18 protein-coding genes are annotated in these 14,650 nt (G+C 72.5%); 5 read left to right on the top strand and 13 right to left on the bottom strand.

Annotation, left to right across the window (positions count from 1 at the left end):
- Positions 1-43 precede the first annotated feature (43 nt).
- The 4 genes from AB0D48_RS00495 to AB0D48_RS00480 all read right to left on the bottom strand — a co-directional run bounded on the left by AB0D48_RS00495 (position 44) and on the right by AB0D48_RS00480 (position 5,015).
- Entirely contained in the window at positions 44-1,327 is a 1,284-nt protein-coding gene (locus AB0D48_RS00495; RefSeq protein ID WP_362389380.1) for a HAMP domain-containing sensor histidine kinase, read from the bottom strand.
- Positions 1,315-2,031 (bottom strand): hypothetical protein, encoded by a 717-nt coding sequence (locus tag AB0D48_RS00490; protein WP_362389379.1) that lies wholly within the window; start codon positions 2,029-2,031, stop codon positions 1,315-1,317. Before AB0D48_RS00490 ends, AB0D48_RS00495 begins: the two co-directional genes overlap by 13 nt.
- A 95-nt stretch (positions 2,032-2,126) precedes the next feature.
- On the bottom strand, positions 2,127-4,106 hold the full coding sequence (locus tag AB0D48_RS00485) for an FUSC family protein (protein ID WP_362389378.1): 1,980 nt from the start codon (positions 4,104-4,106) through the stop codon (positions 2,127-2,129).
- A gap of 81 nt (positions 4,107-4,187) precedes the next feature.
- Positions 4,188-5,015, bottom strand: a complete 828-nt coding sequence (locus AB0D48_RS00480) for a hypothetical protein (protein WP_362389377.1) — start codon at positions 5,013-5,015, stop codon at positions 4,188-4,190.
- Positions 5,016-5,127: 112 nt separating this feature from the next.
- On the opposite strand from AB0D48_RS00480, the gene AB0D48_RS00475 reads away from it, so the two are divergent.
- The 3 genes from AB0D48_RS00475 to AB0D48_RS00465 all read left to right on the top strand — a co-directional run bounded on the left by AB0D48_RS00475 (position 5,128) and on the right by AB0D48_RS00465 (position 6,527).
- Positions 5,128-5,610: an Rrf2 family transcriptional regulator gene (locus AB0D48_RS00475; protein WP_362389748.1), complete on the top strand. Its 483-nt coding sequence runs from the start codon at positions 5,128-5,130 to the stop codon at positions 5,608-5,610.
- A gap of 38 nt (positions 5,611-5,648) precedes the next feature.
- Positions 5,649-6,047, top strand: a complete 399-nt coding sequence (locus tag AB0D48_RS00470; RefSeq protein ID WP_362389376.1) for a RidA family protein — start codon at positions 5,649-5,651, stop codon at positions 6,045-6,047.
- A gap of 69 nt (positions 6,048-6,116) precedes the next feature.
- A complete protein-coding gene (locus AB0D48_RS00465; RefSeq protein WP_362389375.1) occupies positions 6,117-6,527 on the top strand; it encodes a hypothetical protein in 411 nt (136 codons plus the stop codon).
- Positions 6,528-6,665: 138 nt separating this feature from the next.
- Here the strand turns inward: AB0D48_RS00465 and AB0D48_RS00460 are convergent, their stop codons facing one another.
- The 6 genes from AB0D48_RS00460 to AB0D48_RS00435 all read right to left on the bottom strand — a co-directional run bounded on the left by AB0D48_RS00460 (position 6,666) and on the right by AB0D48_RS00435 (position 9,693).
- Positions 6,666-6,845 carry a hypothetical protein gene (locus tag AB0D48_RS00460; RefSeq protein ID WP_362389374.1) on the bottom strand — a complete coding sequence of 60 codons (180 nt, stop codon included), beginning with the start codon at positions 6,843-6,845 and terminating at the stop codon, positions 6,666-6,668.
- 95 nt (positions 6,846-6,940) lie between these two features.
- Positions 6,941-7,297 (bottom strand): hypothetical protein, encoded by a 357-nt coding sequence (locus AB0D48_RS00455; RefSeq protein WP_362389373.1) that lies wholly within the window; start codon positions 7,295-7,297, stop codon positions 6,941-6,943.
- 106 nt (positions 7,298-7,403) lie between these two features.
- Entirely contained in the window at positions 7,404-8,030 is a 627-nt protein-coding gene (locus tag AB0D48_RS00450) for a class F sortase (protein WP_362389372.1), read from the bottom strand.
- Between the two features lie 346 nt (positions 8,031-8,376).
- Entirely contained in the window at positions 8,377-8,634 is a 258-nt protein-coding gene (locus AB0D48_RS00445; protein ID WP_362389371.1) for a hypothetical protein, read from the bottom strand.
- A 21-nt stretch (positions 8,635-8,655) separates the two neighbouring features.
- The gene (locus AB0D48_RS00440; protein ID WP_362389370.1) at positions 8,656-9,417 is read right to left on the bottom strand and encodes a CbtA family protein; all 762 of its coding nucleotides are present in this window, start codon (positions 9,415-9,417) and stop codon (positions 8,656-8,658) included.
- Positions 9,418-9,477: 60 nt separating this feature from the next.
- Positions 9,478-9,693, bottom strand: coding sequence for a CbtB-domain containing protein (locus AB0D48_RS00435; protein ID WP_362389369.1), 216 nt, complete (start codon positions 9,691-9,693; stop codon positions 9,478-9,480).
- A gap of 189 nt (positions 9,694-9,882) precedes the next feature.
- Between AB0D48_RS00435 and AB0D48_RS00430 the strand changes: the two genes are divergently transcribed.
- On the top strand, positions 9,883-10,320 hold the full coding sequence (locus tag AB0D48_RS00430) for a histidine phosphatase family protein (RefSeq protein ID WP_362389368.1): 438 nt from the start codon (positions 9,883-9,885) through the stop codon (positions 10,318-10,320).
- A 56-nt stretch (positions 10,321-10,376) separates the two neighbouring features.
- On the opposite strand, the gene pucL is transcribed toward AB0D48_RS00430, so the two are convergent.
- Complete coding sequence (gene pucL / locus AB0D48_RS00425; protein ID WP_362389367.1) at positions 10,377-11,294, bottom strand: factor-independent urate hydroxylase; 918 nt, start codon at positions 11,292-11,294, stop codon at positions 10,377-10,379.
- A gap of 229 nt (positions 11,295-11,523) precedes the next feature.
- On the bottom strand, positions 11,524-12,885 hold the full coding sequence (locus tag AB0D48_RS00420) for an aspartate aminotransferase family protein (RefSeq protein WP_362389366.1): 1,362 nt from the start codon (positions 12,883-12,885) through the stop codon (positions 11,524-11,526).
- A gap of 360 nt (positions 12,886-13,245) precedes the next feature.
- Here AB0D48_RS00420 and AB0D48_RS00415 point away from each other — a divergent pair, with 360 nt between their 5' ends.
- Entirely contained in the window at positions 13,246-13,668 is a 423-nt protein-coding gene (locus AB0D48_RS00415; RefSeq protein WP_362389365.1) for an ATP-binding protein, read from the top strand.
- Between the two features lie 61 nt (positions 13,669-13,729).
- Here AB0D48_RS00415 and AB0D48_RS00410 read toward each other — a convergent pair whose 3' ends face one another.
- Entirely contained in the window at positions 13,730-14,581 is an 852-nt protein-coding gene (locus tag AB0D48_RS00410) for a SigB/SigF/SigG family RNA polymerase sigma factor (protein ID WP_362389364.1), read from the bottom strand.
- Positions 14,582-14,650: the final 69 nt, after the last annotated feature.

Below are 14,650 nucleotides of genomic sequence, written 5' to 3'. Positions count from 1 at the left end.
CGGGCCGAGGGGATGTTTCACGTGAAACATCCCCTCGCGCCGGTCAACTTCCTTCCGTCAGGCGCCCGACGGGCAGCCGGAGGGTGGTCACCGCGCCCCCGTCCGGGGCGTTGGCGAAGTGGAGCGTGATCTCCAGGACCGTCGCCTGCCCGGCCACGATCGTCAGCCCCAGCCCGTGGCCCCGCCCGCGCCCCGGGTCCCCGGTGCGGAACCGCTGCGGGCCGTGCTCGATCAGCGCGGGCGGATAACCGGGCCCGTGGTCGCGGACCACCACCACCGGCCCCTCCACGGTCACCTCGACCGGCGGCGCGCCGTGCCTGTGCGAGTTGACCAGCAGGTTGGCCAGGATCCGGTCCAGGCGGCGCCGGTCGGTGAGCACCACCGTGTCGCGGAGGACCCGCACGGAGGCGTCCAGTCCGGTGGCGGCGACGGCCCGCCGCACCGCCCGGCCGAGCTCCACCCGGGCGAGCTCGGCCTGTTCGACGCCGGAGTCCAGCCGGGAGATCTCCAGCAGGTCCTCGGTGAGCAGGTGCAGGGCCTTGAGCCGGTCGTTGATCATCTCCTTGGGGCGGCCCTCCGGCAGCAGCGCCGCCGCGGCCAGTGAGCCCGTGAGCGGGGTGCGCAGCTCGTGCGCGACGTCCGCCGTGAAGCGCTTCTCCGCCTCCAGCCGGTCCTGGAGCGAACCGGCCATCGAGTCCAGCGCGTGTGCCACGTCCCGTACCTCGTCCCGGGAGCGGGCCGGCCGCGGATCGTCTTCGCCGGCGCTCGCGCGGGTGTCCCCGTCGGCGGGGAAGTCCACCCGGGCGTCCAGGTCCCCGGCGCTGATCCGGCGGGCCACGGCGGCCGTGGTCGTGAGCCGACGGCTGATCCGGTCGGCGAGGAACAGGCCGGCCAGCGCGACCACTCCGGCGGCGAGCACCGAGGAGGCGAGGATCGCCGCGTCGATGTCCCGCAGCCGGTCACGGGTTTCCTCGTACGGGATCCAGACGGCGAGGGCGTGCTCGTCGGCCGGTGCGGCGGCCCACATGACGGGCTTGCCCTCGTGCCGGCCGACCATGCTGCCGGTGTCCCCGCGTGCGACCAGCTGGCGCAGTTGCTCCGGCAGGCCGGGCGGGTCCAGGGCGGCGTTCACGTCGCCGTGCGCGGTGCCGTACTCGTAGTGGCCGAGGGCGTGGTCCAGGTCCCCGTCCGCCTCCTTGCGTACCTCCCCGACGATCTGCCGGGCGACCACGTTGTGCACCAGGATCCCCAGGGCGGCGGCGACCATGCAGCAGACCATGGTGGTGGTCAGGGCGATCTTCCAGCGCAGGCTGCTCAGCGCGCGCATCGGGACCCGTCCCCGCTCAGCGGGACGTCCCTGAGCGCGGGGCACTCGTCGAGGGTGAGCTGCGACAGGTTCATGCTCCGGGCCTTGGGGTCCCACACGTAGTCGGAGACGGAGACGTACTTCGGGTTCGAGGTGGGCTCGCGTACCGCCAGGTGCGCGGCGGCCACCTCCACGCCCTCCAGCACCCCGCGCCGGGCCAGGACCCGGGCGATGGCGCCGTCGTCGCGGACGGCGTAGACGCGCAGCTCACTGACACGGCCGTCGACGTCCAGGGCGGTGATCAGCTCCTCCTTGCCGTCGCCCGTCAGGTCGTGCAGGACGCCGGGGCGCACCGGGCAGTCGGGGCCGCCGTCCACAGCCTGTGTGCAGAGCGCGAGCCGCTGGACGGCCCGGGGGTCCACGAGCCGCCCGGTCCCGCCGTCGCCGGCGGTGGCAGAGGTGATGTCGGCCCGTACGACGTCCAACGCGTTCACGCCGCGCATGCTCGGGCCCGTCGCCTTGGGCAGACCCCGGACCACGGCGGCCGCCCCCGGCTGCTGGCCATCGCCGGGCGGGGCGGGGCGGATGCTCTTCCACAGGCTCTGCGGGGCGTGCACGGTGCCGAGGTCCCCCTCGCTCTCGAGCCCCTCCACATCGGCGCACCCGGCCGTGGCCGCCAGGAGGGCTGCGATGGCCGTGCCGGCCAGGACGCGGGGGCTGCGCATGTACCGATGCTCCCCCGCCGGCGGGCACCCGGCCCGGCCGTGGGGCCGTTCGGGGGCCCCGCCGAGCACCGGTTCACGGCCGCGCCCGGGACCGGTCAGCTTCTTGTACGGGCGATGGCCCGGGCCGCCGCGAGCTCCTGGTGGACCGGGGCAAGGACGCTGGAGCCGTCGGGCTCCGTCTCCACCTCGGCCGGCGCCGGGGTGTTGCTCGTGCGGACCGCCTCGGCCAGGGAGCGCAGCCGGCGGATGATCGCGTCGACCTCGGCGGGCTCCGGGGGGCGGGCGCCGTGGTTGACGCGGACGCGGGCGGCGGTGGTCGCGTCCACGATGCGTTCGACGGCGACGACCAGGGGCCACCACGCGGCGGCCCGCGCGCCCGTCGGGGGCGGTTCGGTCAGTGCCCGCTGGAACTCGCTGCGGACGCCCGACAGATCGCGGTAGATCCGGCGCCGGGCCTGGAGACGGGCCGTGCGGGCCGCCTCCGTCTGCGGATGGGGGCCGAACGCCCGCTCCACGTACCGGGCCGCGTCGTCCACGGTGTCGGCGAGCCGGTCGCCGATGCGGGTGTGCCAGCTCTCGGGCCACAGCAGGTAGCCCGCGACCAGGGCGATGGCGCAGCCGATCAGGCTGTCCAGCAGCCGGGGGCGGATCAGGTCGAAGCCCTGGTGGTTGAGCAGGTCCGAGAGGAGGAGGATGACCGGGGTGATCGCCGCGGTTTGGAAGGCGTATCCCTTGGCGGAGAAGACGGGGATCAGGGCGGCCAGGACCATCATCACCGGTACGTCCCACCAGCCGCGCGGCACCTCGGCCAGCACGGCCGCCGCGATGACCAGCCCGGCCGCGGTGCCCAGCGCGCGCAGCACGGCCCGGGAGAACACCGAGCCGAAGTCGGGCTTGAGGACGAAGGTGACGGTCAGCGCGACCCAGTAGGACCGTTCGACCTCGATGAGCGAGACGAGGGACTGCGCGAGTCCGATGCACAGTGCGAGCCGCAGGCCGTACCGCCAGGAGGCTCCGGACAGCATCATGTCGCGCACCGCGCGTCGGGCCCGGACCCGCAGGGCGGCGGGCCGCCCGAGCCGGTCGTCGACGTTGAGCAGGTCCGGTTCGGCGAGGTACACCGTGGTCGCCGCGTGCCGCAGGGCCGAGTCGACGGCCCGCTCGGCGGGGGTGTGGGGGGCGGGCAGTTCCAGTACGGGGGTCCCCGTGCGGCCCTCCTCGACGGCGGTTGCCAGGTCCCGCACGGCCGCGGGGATCTCGGGCGGCAGCGGCCGGCCGCGCAGGTGCGCGGCGGGCGCGGCCTCCACCAGCGGGATCACCACATTGAGCTGGGCCAGCATCCGCACAAGCGAGGGGCTGCGCCCGTGGACCCGGGCCCGTCTGCCCAGCACCAGGTCGTAGGCCTGGTTCAGTGCCTGGGTGACCTGCTGGCGGCGCTCCGAGTAGTCCGGTCCGCCGGCGGCTTGCAGGGCGTCGGCCAGGGCCCGGTAGGTGGCGGCGACGGCGGCGCGTTCCGGTTGACGGCCGCGCAGCGGCCAGCCCAGCAGGGTCAGTACGAGGACGAACAGGCCGCCCGCGCACAGCAGCAGGGGCGCCGTCCACCAGGGCTGCGGCAACGGCAGACCGGCGCCGATCACGGCGTTGAGCAGGAGCAGCAGCCCGGATACGGAGGCGACCGTGCCGATCGAGGAGATCATCCCGGAGACCAGGGCGACGAGGGTGAGGACGCCGACGGCCAGCCAGCCGTGTCCGAAGACCAGGGTGCCCAGTGACACGCCCACGGCGCCGAAGAGCTGCGGTACGGCGATGTTCAGGACCCGCATCCGGTAGGCGTCGGCGGTGTCGCCGATGACCCCGGAGAGGGCGCCCATCGAGACGAGCGCGCCGTACTCGGGCTCGTCCAGGGCGAAACCCACGGCGAGCGGGACGGACATCGCGACGGCCGCCCGCGCTGCGGCGGCCCAGGGGATCGGTGCGGTGCTCGGGCGCAGCCCGCCCAGCAGCCAGGCGGGCGGAGCCAGCGAATGGTGCCGGTCTCGCCCGGACGGTATGTGTTCGGTGCGTTCGGTGCTCATTCCAGCTTCCGTGCCGCCGCTCGCGAATCGGTTCTTCTGGGCTCTTCTGAGTCGTTCTGCATACGTTGGTACCTTCCGAGCTTATGGGGTGCGGCGCAGTCGGCCCATCAGCCAGGCGCCCAGCGCGGCGGCGAGCCCGATGGCCAGCACGACCCAGGCGGTGGTGCGCAGGAACGCGGTGAGCGCGTCGTACACCGCCCCGGCCGCCCCCCGGTCGATGTCGGCCGGCAGGTCGTCGAGGGTGAGCCGGCGGCACAGGTCCACCGCGATCCACAGGATTGCGGCGCCGACCGCGAGCCCCAGTCCGGTGGCGATGACGGCGCGTCGGCGGTGGACGGCGACCGCGATGGCCGTCGCGGCCAGGACGAGGGTCAGTACGGGAAGCCAGATGCCGGCGATCTGGAGCATGCGGAAGCCCTCCCGGAGTGCGGCGAGGTTGTCGTACTCCATGACCTTCACGGAGACGTGGGTCACCGGGATGCGGTCGGCGAAGGGCACGCCGTCGGCGACGAGTTCCTGCTTGACCTGCGCGATGACGGGCGCGAGATCGATGGTGAGGGCGTCGCCGTGACCGGTGGTGAGTGCCTTCAGGAAGGCGGCGTGGGCGGCGCGGTTGGCCGCGTCCCAGGCTGTGCGGTAGGCCGGGGTGTCGGCGAAGGAGCCCAGGGCCTCACCGAGCAGGGCGTCCAGGTCGCCCTGGAAGGGGCCCGCGTCGATCTGACCGGAGAGGGCGCGGGTGGCCTGGGTGACGACGACGCCCTGTACGGCGGGGTTCGCGGCGAGCGGGGACATGGCGGCGGTGTAGCGGTCGGCGTCACCCAGTTCGCGGTCGGCCCAGTACGCGACGGCGCTCGCGGGCACGAGGAGGGCCGCGAGCACGATGAGGACCGCCGACAGGATGCTGCGCACGTCACCAGGGGATGCCGGGGCGGGGCGCCGTCGCGAGCGGTGTTGCTGCGGGCGGGTGCGGGTGTCACCCTTGCGGGTCCTAATCTGGATATCTAATATCCAGGTTATGAAGATGAGCGAGGGCGTCGAGTGGGCGCTGCACAGCTGCGTCAACCTGGCGTGGAGCGGCCCGGAGCGCGCCGTGTCGGCGGCGCGGCTGGCCGCGTGGCACGACCTGCCCGCGGCGTACCTGAACAAGCAGCTCCAGGCGCTGGCCCGGGCGGGCATCCTCACCTCCGCCCCCGGCCCCCGCGGGGGTTTCCGGCTGGCCCGCCCGCTGGCCGCCATCTCGCTCATGGACGTGGTCGCCGCCGTCGAGGGGTCCGAAGAAGCCTTCCGGTGCGCGGAGATCCGGCAGCAGGGCCCGGGCGCCGGACCGGCGGCCGGCCGGGACGCGGAAGCCGCGGAGTGCGCCATCGCGCACGCCATGACCCGGGCCGAACTGGCCTGGCGCAGGGCCCTGGCCGCGCAGGACCTCGACGAGATCCGGCAGCGGGCCGAACGGCAGGCCCCCGAGGCCCCGGAGCGGCTCCGCGCCTGGCTCGCCGCGCAGTAGTCGCACCACACCCACGGAACGGAACCAGGGAGTTCGCCATGACGCGCAGCATCACCAACCCGGCAGGTCTCCACACCCCGACCGACTACGGCTACAGCCACATCGTCTCCGCCCCCGGAGAGCAGGTCTTCATAGCCGGCCAGTACGGCTCCGACGGGAGCGGCCACGTCGTCTCCGAGGAGTTCGCCGACCAGGTCGCGCAGGCCTTCGCCAACCTCCGGACCGCCCTGGCCGCCGTCGGGCTCGGCCCGGCCGACGTCGTCCGCATCGGCACCTACATCGTCGGCCACGACCAGGAGAAGCTGCAGGTCCTGCTCGAGGAGCTGCACACCACCTGGGGCACCGAACTGCCCGCGCAGACCCTGATCGGGGTGGCCGCCCTCGCTCTGCCCGGCATGCTCTTCGAGGTCGACGCCGTGGCGGTGCGCCCCTCCTGAAACCCCGTGATCCACTTGCCGGCCGGGGGTGGCGGGTGTGCCCTGGAGGATGGGAGAGAGGAGCCCGTCATGGCACATGCGGCACCCACCGCCCACCGGCGGCACCCCTACCGCCAGACGGCGGTCATGGACCACTCCGGCAGGAACGCCCTCATCCGCGCCCTGCTCCTCGGACTCGTCTACGGAGTCTGGGCCGCCTTCATCCAGCGCCAGATGGGCCCGGTGGACGCGGGCAACGTCTTCTACGGGATCCTGTGCGGCGCGCTCTTCGCCGCCTGCATGTTCGGCCTCAACCGCGTCGGTCCCCGCCTCAAGAGAGAGGTCCACGCCACCGCCTACGGAGTCTTCGCGGCCATCGCCGTGGGCTACCTGCACAGCCTCACCGGCGCCAGCGTGCTCAGCTCCACCGTCATCGGCCTCTTCTCCGGCCTGGGCGTCGGCGGAATGGCCTTCTACCGCTACTACGTGCGGGAACCCTAGGTCGTGTCGTCAAGGTCCCGTCTGGCCGGCGGGGCCTGAAGGTGGCGTCGGTTCCCGTGCCCGTGGTCCAACCGCACATGACCACGCTTCGTTGCCGAGGGCACGGGAACCGGCGCACTTCCCTGTCTGCGGCGGCTCCTACGCAGCCGAGTCGGCCGCGGCCGTGCGCTGCGGTTCGCTCTCGCTCTCGCCGGGGGACTCGGCGGCAGTGGCGGTCTTCGCTGCCGCGGCCGGATCGGCCTGGCGTACCGGCGGGGTGAAGCGGGTGGCTTCGGCGCGGATCATGGCGTTCAGGGCGGCGTACGGGTCGATGGGCATGGCGGAACCTCACGGTGCTCAAGGGGGTGTGGGGGACTGCGCTGCTGCCGGCCGGGGCCGGTCGATTCGGACCGGGCCCCGGTGCCGGGGCCCGCTCAGCAGCGCAGGACCGGACTCCGCACCGTCGGCGGGGCCAGCGCCGGCTCGGTCCTTCCCAGACCCGGCGCGGACGCGCCCGCACACCGGTCCTCGTGTTTCACGTGAAACACGGGCAGAGGTGCCCGCCGTACGCCCGGCAATCCGCGCGGCAGCCACCGTACGGCGGCCCGTACCTCGGGGTCCGCGGCCGGATCCGACTGTCCCTCGGTGGGCTCGGCGGGCGCGGTGGAGGAGGGCCGCGACTCGGCGACGGTCGCGGCGGCCGGACCGGCACCGAACACGCACAGCAGCACGACACAGGCCGCCGTCAGGGCCCGGGTCAGTGCCGCACGCGCGCGTTGTCTCCCGCTCATGCGGGGGGTGTGCCCCGCCACGCCGGGCGGCTCCCGGACGGGTCCGCAGAAGCCCCCGACCGGAGGACGAAGACGCCCCTCACGGATGACGGGCCGCCGGGGCGGGTCAGCGGCCGCGCCGCTGCCCCGTCAACCGGGCAAGTACGGCGGTTTCGCCGCCGATCAGGCGCAGTTGGGCCCGCCCGGCCCGGTCCTCGTGGCCGGTGGCCTCGCCGGGTGAGATCCGGATGACGGTGAACACGGCCGTACGGCCGTCCGCGCGGGAGATTTCGACGGTCCGGCCGCGCTGAAGGCCGACGAGGTCCAGGCCGGGCCCCGTGATCACCGCGGTGCCGCCCGAGCCCGGCGCCGGACCGGCGGTGTCCCAGGAGGCATCGTCGCGCCCCGCGCGCCCTTCGTGTCCCTCGCGCCCGGCGGCCAGCGGCACGTCGATGCCGATGCTCGGGACGCGCAACCGAACCGGGCGGGCCGGCCGCAAGGGGCCCGCGACCGGCCGCAGCGGGCCGGGGGCCGTCCTCGGCGAGCGCGCGCCCTGGCCGGGGGTGTGCTCGCCGTAGTGTTCCCGCTGCCGGGCGAGACGCCGGTGGTCGGACAGCCCCAGTGCCCGCGAGGGCAGCGCGTCGTCGGTGGTCGTGGCCGAGGGGGTGGCACCCTCGGTGCGCTGCAGAACGCTGATGCCGGTGGACAGCAGAACCACCGTCAGTGCGGCGACGACCCACTTCGCGCGGCGCATGGGAATCCCTCCTGTCCGGCTCGGGCGGCCGGGTCACGTGTGCAGTGGACACCTCCTCTGCCCGCCCGCACGTGGTGAAACACGGGAGACTGACGGAACGTCACGGGCGTGGCGCCTCGGATTTCCGGCATCTTCGCAGCTGACGCCGGGTTCGGCGGCTCCCGCCGGGGGAGGAAGGACCATACGCCCGAACGGGTGAGTTCCCGGGCCCGGCCGCCCCGGCCCCCAGGAACCCCCTCCAGCTCGTCACCCGACGATCAGTTCGGCCGTCACGGCAGCCGGTGCGGGGGAAGCGGGGGATCGCGGACGAGGCGGGTGTGGACGGTGAAACTCATCGCGTGCGTCGTCAGCACACCGCGACCAGCGTTGCCGTCGTGGCGCCCATCAGGATGGCGGCGAGGTGGACGGCCGGGTGGCCGTAGTCGCCGGACCACAGGTGGCGGGCCAGGCCGCCCAGCGCGGCCAGGGCCGCGATCACACCGATCTGGCCGAACAGGGTGACGGCCGTGAAGGGGGCCAGGAGCAGCAGTAACGAGTTCAGCCAGAACGGGGCGGCGCCCGTCCAGCCTCGCCACTGCCTTATCGCCGTCGGCACGTACGGCATGTACTACCGGCCCCCTCATGGTCAACTCGTCGGCTGCACAGCCTCCTTGGGTGCGGCGCCCGGCACAAGGGCACGTTCGGCTAGAAAACCGAAGGCGAGGCCGAAAGTCGTCCACAGCGCGGCCTGGATGGCCAGGGACGCGAGGCGGAAGTCCCAGATCAGCGAGGCCGGGAAGTCGGCCGGAACCTCGTTGATGCCGGGCAGGACCGCGTACGAGATCCCGACGGCGAGGACGAAGAACGCGCCTGCCGCGGCCGACGCGTTCCAGTTGCCGAGAGCCGGGGCGAGCCGTCGGCCCAGGATCAGCGCGCCCGCTGCCAGCAGCGCGCTCAGCGCGATCATCAGGAGGTAGAGGGCGGTTCGCCGCGCCGCCGTGTCGGGGTCGCCGACGGCCGGCGGATTGGCGGGGTACTTGAAGAACGGCACCAGGGTGACGGTGACGAACAGCGCGCCGGTGACCAGCGCGGCCGTGGCCCGCGGGCCGAAGCGGCCGATGCGGCCCAGCGCGAAGCAGTAGACGAGCGCGGCGATTCCGCCGAGCGCGACCCCGTACAGCAGGACGCCGGTGCCGAGACCGGCCGTGGCCTGGAGGGCCCGGCTGACCGGGGCCTCCTCGGCGCCGTGGTCGTGACCGGCCGCGAGGTGGCCGGCCTCCTCGATGGCGATGGCCGCGTCCACCTTGGACTCACCGAGGAGGTACGCGACGAGGAAGGCGGCGACGCCGGCCAGCAGGCCGGCGAGCATGCCTCTGACGAGAAGGATGCGGGGGGAGACAGGGTTCATCGGTGCGGGTTCCCTTGCGAGGCGGGGATCAGACGATCAGACGATCGGCCGATCGCGAGATCAGTGGCAGGGGAAGCCGAGCAGGTGGCGGCCGTCGTGCAGCCATTCATGGACGGTCTCGCCCTCGAAGACCGCGGTGGCGCCCTGTTCGACGCCGATGAAGTACAGCAGGACGAGCATGAGGACGGCGACGAAGGCCGCCCAGGGAGCGAGCGCGGAGAGCGAAATCGGGGCGACGGCGGGAGCCGTCGTCGGCACGGCGGTGTGAGTGGCCATGGCAGGTACCTCCAGAGGGAACACGCGTCCCGGTCAGTGGTGCTCGCGACGACGGCGGCGGGTCTGACTCGCCTCCCCTGCGGGGAGGATTCACAGTGGCGCGACCGTGCCGGATTTTCACCGTGCTTCCGTCGTACCGTCGTCATGTAGTTATGTCGTCCGAGACCGTACCGCGCTTACGCTCCCTTTATGAACCCCTCTTCGGTACGAGTTCACCTGGTCACCCCCGCTCTCGACGGCGCGATGAGGCAGCACCGCTTCGGCCACGGCGGGCCGTACGCCCTGGACGCCGGGCTGTGGGCCGGGCGGACCATGGACGAGGTGGCGGCCGAGGACCCGGACGCGGTGCGGAGCTGGCTCACGGACCCCGCGTACGCCCCGCCCGGCGGCGAGTCCGTCGAGGCGCTCGTCGCCCGCGCCGGGAGCTGGCTGACCGGATTGGAGCCCGGCACCCACCGGGTGACCGCTGATCAGGCGTTCGTCCGGGCGGCCGTCGTGCACGCGCTGGAGCTGCCGCCGCACGCGTTCTGGCGGCTGGACGCACGACCCCGCACGCTCACCGAACTCAGCGGGCGCGCGGGGCGGTGGAACCTGCGCATCGGGAACCCGTACCCCGGGGAGGCCTAGAGCGGCCCGGCCAGGACTGCAGAGGCCCGTCGCGGGACCACGGGGGCCCGTGGGGACTAGGCGACGATCCAGTCGGAGGTCGCGATGACCGGCTGCACGCCGTCGCGGTGGACCGTGCCCTCGATCAGGCCGTACATCCGGTCCGCAGCGAAGTAGACCTCGTTGTCGTTCTTGAGGCCGAAGGGCTCCAGGTCCACGAGGAAGTGGTGCTTGTTGGGGAGGTTCAGGCGCACCTCGTTGACCTTGGCGCAGTTGTCGAGCACGCGTTCCGCCATCTGGTTCAGGGTCTGCTGCAGCGAGTACGAGTACGTCTCGGCGAAGGCTTCCAGCATGTTCTTGCGGACCTTCTTGTACGACTGGTCCCAGTCGTACCCGGCGTCGTCGGCGGCCAGCGCCGAGTGCGCCCAGCGTGCGGTGACCTTGGTCGCCAGGATGCGGTCGTACGCCTCCCGCAGGGTCGTGTACTTGTCCTTGATGTAGCCGTGGAACTCGGAGTTCGTCGAGTTCATCACCGTCAGGTCCTTCAGACCCGAGATGACCTGCAGGCCGGTCGTCTCGCTGTACGTGATCTGCGCGGTGCGCACCTCCTGGCCCTTGCGGACGAAGGAGTGCTGTTCCTTGCGCGTCGGGACCGGGATGCGGTCCCACACGTACTCCTCGATGCGGATCTGCGCCTCGCGGATCGGCTGCTGCGAGGAGACGAAGTGCTTGGCGAGCAGAATGCCGAAGGCCTCGGGGGAGTCGATGCCGTGCTCCTTGCCGAAGGCGTACACCGTGTTCTTGGTGGTGTCGGTCGGCAGGCAGTTGGCGTTGTCGCCGGTCAGGTGGACGTCGCGGAACTCACCGCGGAGCGCGACCGAGACGTTGAGGTCGCGGATCTCGTGCCAGGAACCGTCGTTGCCCTTGCGGGTGACCTTGACGATGCGGTTCTCGGCCTTGCCGTACTGGTTCTGGGCCAGGACGTGCTTGCTCATGGGTGACTTCCTTCGGGTACACGGAGTCCGGCGGACTGGATCCCGTACGCCCGGCGTCCAGCGGTCCCCCGCTCCCCGCCGTTCGGCCCCGTGGGACCGCCCCGGGACTGACGTGCATCCCGGTCCGTAGGTGCTCTGTCGGATTTCAGCACGTTCACGTGTTGTTCGGAATGACGCGGATCCTCCGAGAGCGGCACCCACGGATTGGGCGACCGTACGTGTGTGCAGGTCAGGCCGTGTGCGCGTCGGCGACCGACAGGGCCTCGTCGAGGATCGCCAGGCCCTTGGCCACGTCCTCGGGCGAGATGTTGCACGGCGGCGCGACGTGGATGCGGTTCCCGGCGAGCAGGGGCCACAGGCCGCCCTTCTTCAGGGCCGCCCCGAACTCGGCCATCGGCGCGTTGTCGGCGCCCGAGGCGTTGTAGGGGACCAGCGGCTCCCGCGTCGCAGCGTCCCGTACGAGTTCCAGGGCCCAGAAGGTGCCAAGCCCCCGGACCTCCCCGACCGAGGGGTGCCGCTCGGCGAGCACGCGCAGCCCGGGGCCGAGCAGCTCGGCGCCGGTGCGTGCGGACTGCTCGACGATGCCCTCCTCCTCCATGACGTTGATCGTGGCGACGGCGGCCGCACAGGCCAGCACGTGCCCGGAGTACGTCAGCCCGCCCGGGTAGGGCTTGCGGGCGAAGGTCTCCGCGATGGCGGCCGAGATGGCGACCCCGCCGAGCGGCACGTAGCCGCTGGTCACACCCTTGGCGAAGCAGAGCAGGTCGGGGGTGACGTCCCAGTGCTCGGAGGCGAACCACTTACCGGTGCGCCCGAAGCCGACCATGATCTCGTCGAGGACGAAGACGATGCCGTAGCGGTCGCAGAGCGCGCGCACGCCGGGCAGGTAGCCGGCCGGGTGCACGAGCACGCCCGGGGCGCCGCCGACGGTCTCCAGGATGATCGCGGCGATCGACTGCGGACCCTCGAAGACGATGGTGTCCTCGAGGTGGCGCAGGGCGCGCTCGCACTCCTCGGCCTCGGTGGTCGCGTAGAAGGGCGAGCGGTAGGCGAAGGGGCTCCAGAAGTGCACGACACCGGCGGTGGCGGTGTCGTTGCCGAAGCGCCGCGCGTCACCGGTCAGGTTGATCGCGGTGGAGGTGGCGCCGTGGTACGAGCGGTACGCGGAGAGCACCTTGGGCCGGCCGGTGTGCAGCCGGGCCATGCGGACGGCGTTCTCGACGGCCTCGGCCCCCGCGTTGGTGAAGAAGATCTTGTCGAGGTCGCCGGGCGTGCGCTCGGCGATCAGCCGGGCCGCCTCGGAGCGGACGTCGACGGCGAAGCCGGGCGCGACGGTGCACAGCTTGGCCGCCTGATCCTGGATGGCCGCGGCGATCTTGGGGTGCTGGTAGCCGATGTTCGTGTAGACGAGGGCGCTGGAGAAATCGAGGTAGCGGTTGCCCTGGTAGTCCCAGAAGTACGAGCCCTCGGCCCCGGCGACGGCGAGCGGGTCGATGAGCTCTTGCGCCGACCACGAATGGAAGACGTGCTTCCGGTCAGCGTCTTTCACTGCGTCTTGCGCGGCGGCGAGGGCGTCGGCTTCTGCGTTCATAAAACGAGAGTAGTAGTCCACGATGCGGAATGGCGGCCGTGTCCGGTGGGCGAACGGGCTCGGGGGCGGGCTCCGACGATGTGGCGGCCACCGTCGACGGTGGGAACGTCCCCTGTGGTGCCGGACGAGGAGCCGGTGATCAGGGCGACGCGGCTTTCGGTCATCGCTTTCGCCCTGGGTGCGTCGAGCGGGTGTGGAGCCGGGTGGGGAGCGGAGTGGATCTTAATTTACCGTATTGCGGAATTCACTTTCCGAGATGTGAAAACAAGGAGGAAGGGTGACGGTCGTCGCCCTAGGATTGGCGGCCCGGGGTAGGGGTAGGTGCGGCGCTGAGCGGCGCGCGCGGAGACGGGAGGCCCTGTGGCCGAGCAGACGCGGAGGCTGGTCCTGGGAGGCGCCACGACCGGTGTTGTGGGGCGGTGCCGGGATTTCACCCGCCGGGCGCTGGCCGACTGGCAGTGGCCGGCGGAGACCGAGGCCGTCGAGGACGTGCTGCTGCTTGTCTCCGAGGTGATCACGAATGCCTGCCTCCACGGCGGCGGCCCGCGTGAACTGGTCCTGCGGCACACCCGCGAGCGGCTGCGCGTCGAGGTCAGCGACGACAGCCCGGACCCGCCGCGGCGGCGGCCGCCCGGCGACCGCGCGCTGCCGGGAGGGCACGGGCTGATCGTGCTGGAGCGGCTCTCGAGCGGCTGGGGCTGGGAGCCGGCGGGCGACGGACGGCCGGGAAAGACCGTCTGGCTGGAGGTGTCCGGCCAGGACGCCCGTAGGTCCTGTCCGTAGGTTCTGTCCAGCGGGAAGCCCTGCCCGGGCGAGTCTGTCGGGAGGCCTGTCCCGGCGAGTCCTATCGGGCCGCCGGCTCGGTGGCCGTGACGCCGCCCGCCTCCGCGGCTTCCGCGGCCTCGTCCGTGAGCAGCCCGGTGCGCAGTCGCTCCAGGGTGCGGGCCAGCAGGCGGGACACGTGCATCTGGGACAGCCCCAGCCGGTCGCCGATCTCGGACTGCGTCAGTTCCTGTCCGAACCGCAGGGAGAGCAGGACGCGCTCGCGCTCGGGCAGACCGGCCAGCATCGGTTTGAGGGACTCCAGGCACTCGATCCGGTCGTACGCGCCCTCCTCCTCGCCCAGGGAGGGCCGGTCGGGGCCGCCGTCGCGGTCGCCGTCCTCCTGGACCGGAGCGTCCAGGGAGCGCGCGGAGTACGCGGACGCCGCCTTGCGCCCCTCGACCAGCTCCTCGGCCGTGACGTGCAGGTGCCCGGCGAGCTCGGTGTCCGTGGGCTCCCGGCCGAGTTCCTGCTCCAGGGCGTCGTGCGCCTTGGCCGAGTCGATGCGCAGCTCCTGGAGCCGCCGCGGGACCTTGACGGCCCAGCTGGTGTCCCGGAAGAACCGCTTGATCTCGCCGGTGATCGTCGGCATCGCGAACGAGGTGAATTCCACCCCGCGCTCCGGGTCGAACCGGTTGATGGCCTTGATCAGGCCGATCGTGCCGACCTGGATGATGTCCTCCATCGGCTCGCTCCGCCCGCGGAACCGGCGGGCCGCGTACTTCACGAGGCTCAGGTTCAGCTCGACGAGGGTGTTGCGGACGTACGAGTACTCCGCACCGCCTTCCTCCAGCTGGGCCAGTCTCCGGAACAGGGACACGGACAGGGCCCGGGCCTCGTGGGTCGAGACGTCTGTGAGGTCTGTACGGTGCATGTCGCTGCGCTCCTCCGACGGGGTGGCCCCCCGGGAGGTGCCCGGGGATACGTCGTCGCGCTGTCCCAG

It is taken from the genome of Streptomyces sp. NPDC048269 (genome assembly GCF_040652395.1).
Taxonomy (GTDB): Bacteria; Actinomycetota; Actinomycetes; order Streptomycetales; family Streptomycetaceae; genus Streptomyces.
This window is presented reverse-complemented; position numbering and strand designations above follow the sequence as displayed.

What these genes read in the sequence shown, in the direction of transcription:
- AB0D48_RS00485 (WP_362389378.1), bottom strand. Translation starts at nt 4,106, where the DNA reads ATGAGCACCGAACGCACCGAACACATACCGTCCGGGCGAGACCGGCAC.
- AB0D48_RS00435 (WP_362389369.1), bottom strand. Translation starts at nt 9,693, where the DNA reads ATGGCCACTCACACCGCCGTGCCGACGACGGCTCCCGCCGTCGCCCCG.
- AB0D48_RS00470 (WP_362389376.1), top strand. Translation starts at nt 5,649, where the DNA reads ATGACGCGCAGCATCACCAACCCGGCAGGTCTCCACACCCCGACCGAC.
- AB0D48_RS00475 (WP_362389748.1), top strand. Translation starts at nt 5,128, where the DNA reads ATGAGCGAGGGCGTCGAGTGGGCGCTGCACAGCTGCGTCAACCTGGCG.
- AB0D48_RS00430 (WP_362389368.1), top strand. Translation starts at nt 9,883, where the DNA reads ATGAACCCCTCTTCGGTACGAGTTCACCTGGTCACCCCCGCTCTCGAC.
- AB0D48_RS00410 (WP_362389364.1), bottom strand. Translation starts at nt 14,581, where the DNA reads ATGCACCGTACAGACCTCACAGACGTCTCGACCCACGAGGCCCGGGCC.
- AB0D48_RS00455 (WP_362389373.1), bottom strand. Translation starts at nt 7,297, where the DNA reads ATGAGCGGGAGACAACGCGCGCGTGCGGCACTGACCCGGGCCCTGACG.
- AB0D48_RS00420 (WP_362389366.1), bottom strand. Translation starts at nt 12,885, where the DNA reads ATGAACGCAGAAGCCGACGCCCTCGCCGCCGCGCAAGACGCAGTGAAA.
- AB0D48_RS00450 (WP_362389372.1), bottom strand. Translation starts at nt 8,030, where the DNA reads ATGCGCCGCGCGAAGTGGGTCGTCGCCGCACTGACGGTGGTTCTGCTG.
- pucL (WP_362389367.1), bottom strand. Translation starts at nt 11,294, where the DNA reads ATGAGCAAGCACGTCCTGGCCCAGAACCAGTACGGCAAGGCCGAGAAC.
- AB0D48_RS00445 (WP_362389371.1), bottom strand. Translation starts at nt 8,634, where the DNA reads ATGCCGTACGTGCCGACGGCGATAAGGCAGTGGCGAGGCTGGACGGGC.
- AB0D48_RS00460 (WP_362389374.1), bottom strand. Translation starts at nt 6,845, where the DNA reads ATGCCCATCGACCCGTACGCCGCCCTGAACGCCATGATCCGCGCCGAA.
- AB0D48_RS00440 (WP_362389370.1), bottom strand. Translation starts at nt 9,417, where the DNA reads ATGAACCCTGTCTCCCCCCGCATCCTTCTCGTCAGAGGCATGCTCGCC.
- AB0D48_RS00495 (WP_362389380.1), bottom strand. Translation starts at nt 1,327, where the DNA reads ATGCGCGCGCTGAGCAGCCTGCGCTGGAAGATCGCCCTGACCACCACC.
- AB0D48_RS00490 (WP_362389379.1), bottom strand. Translation starts at nt 2,031, where the DNA reads ATGCGCAGCCCCCGCGTCCTGGCCGGCACGGCCATCGCAGCCCTCCTG.
- AB0D48_RS00465 (WP_362389375.1), top strand. Translation starts at nt 6,117, where the DNA reads ATGGCACATGCGGCACCCACCGCCCACCGGCGGCACCCCTACCGCCAG.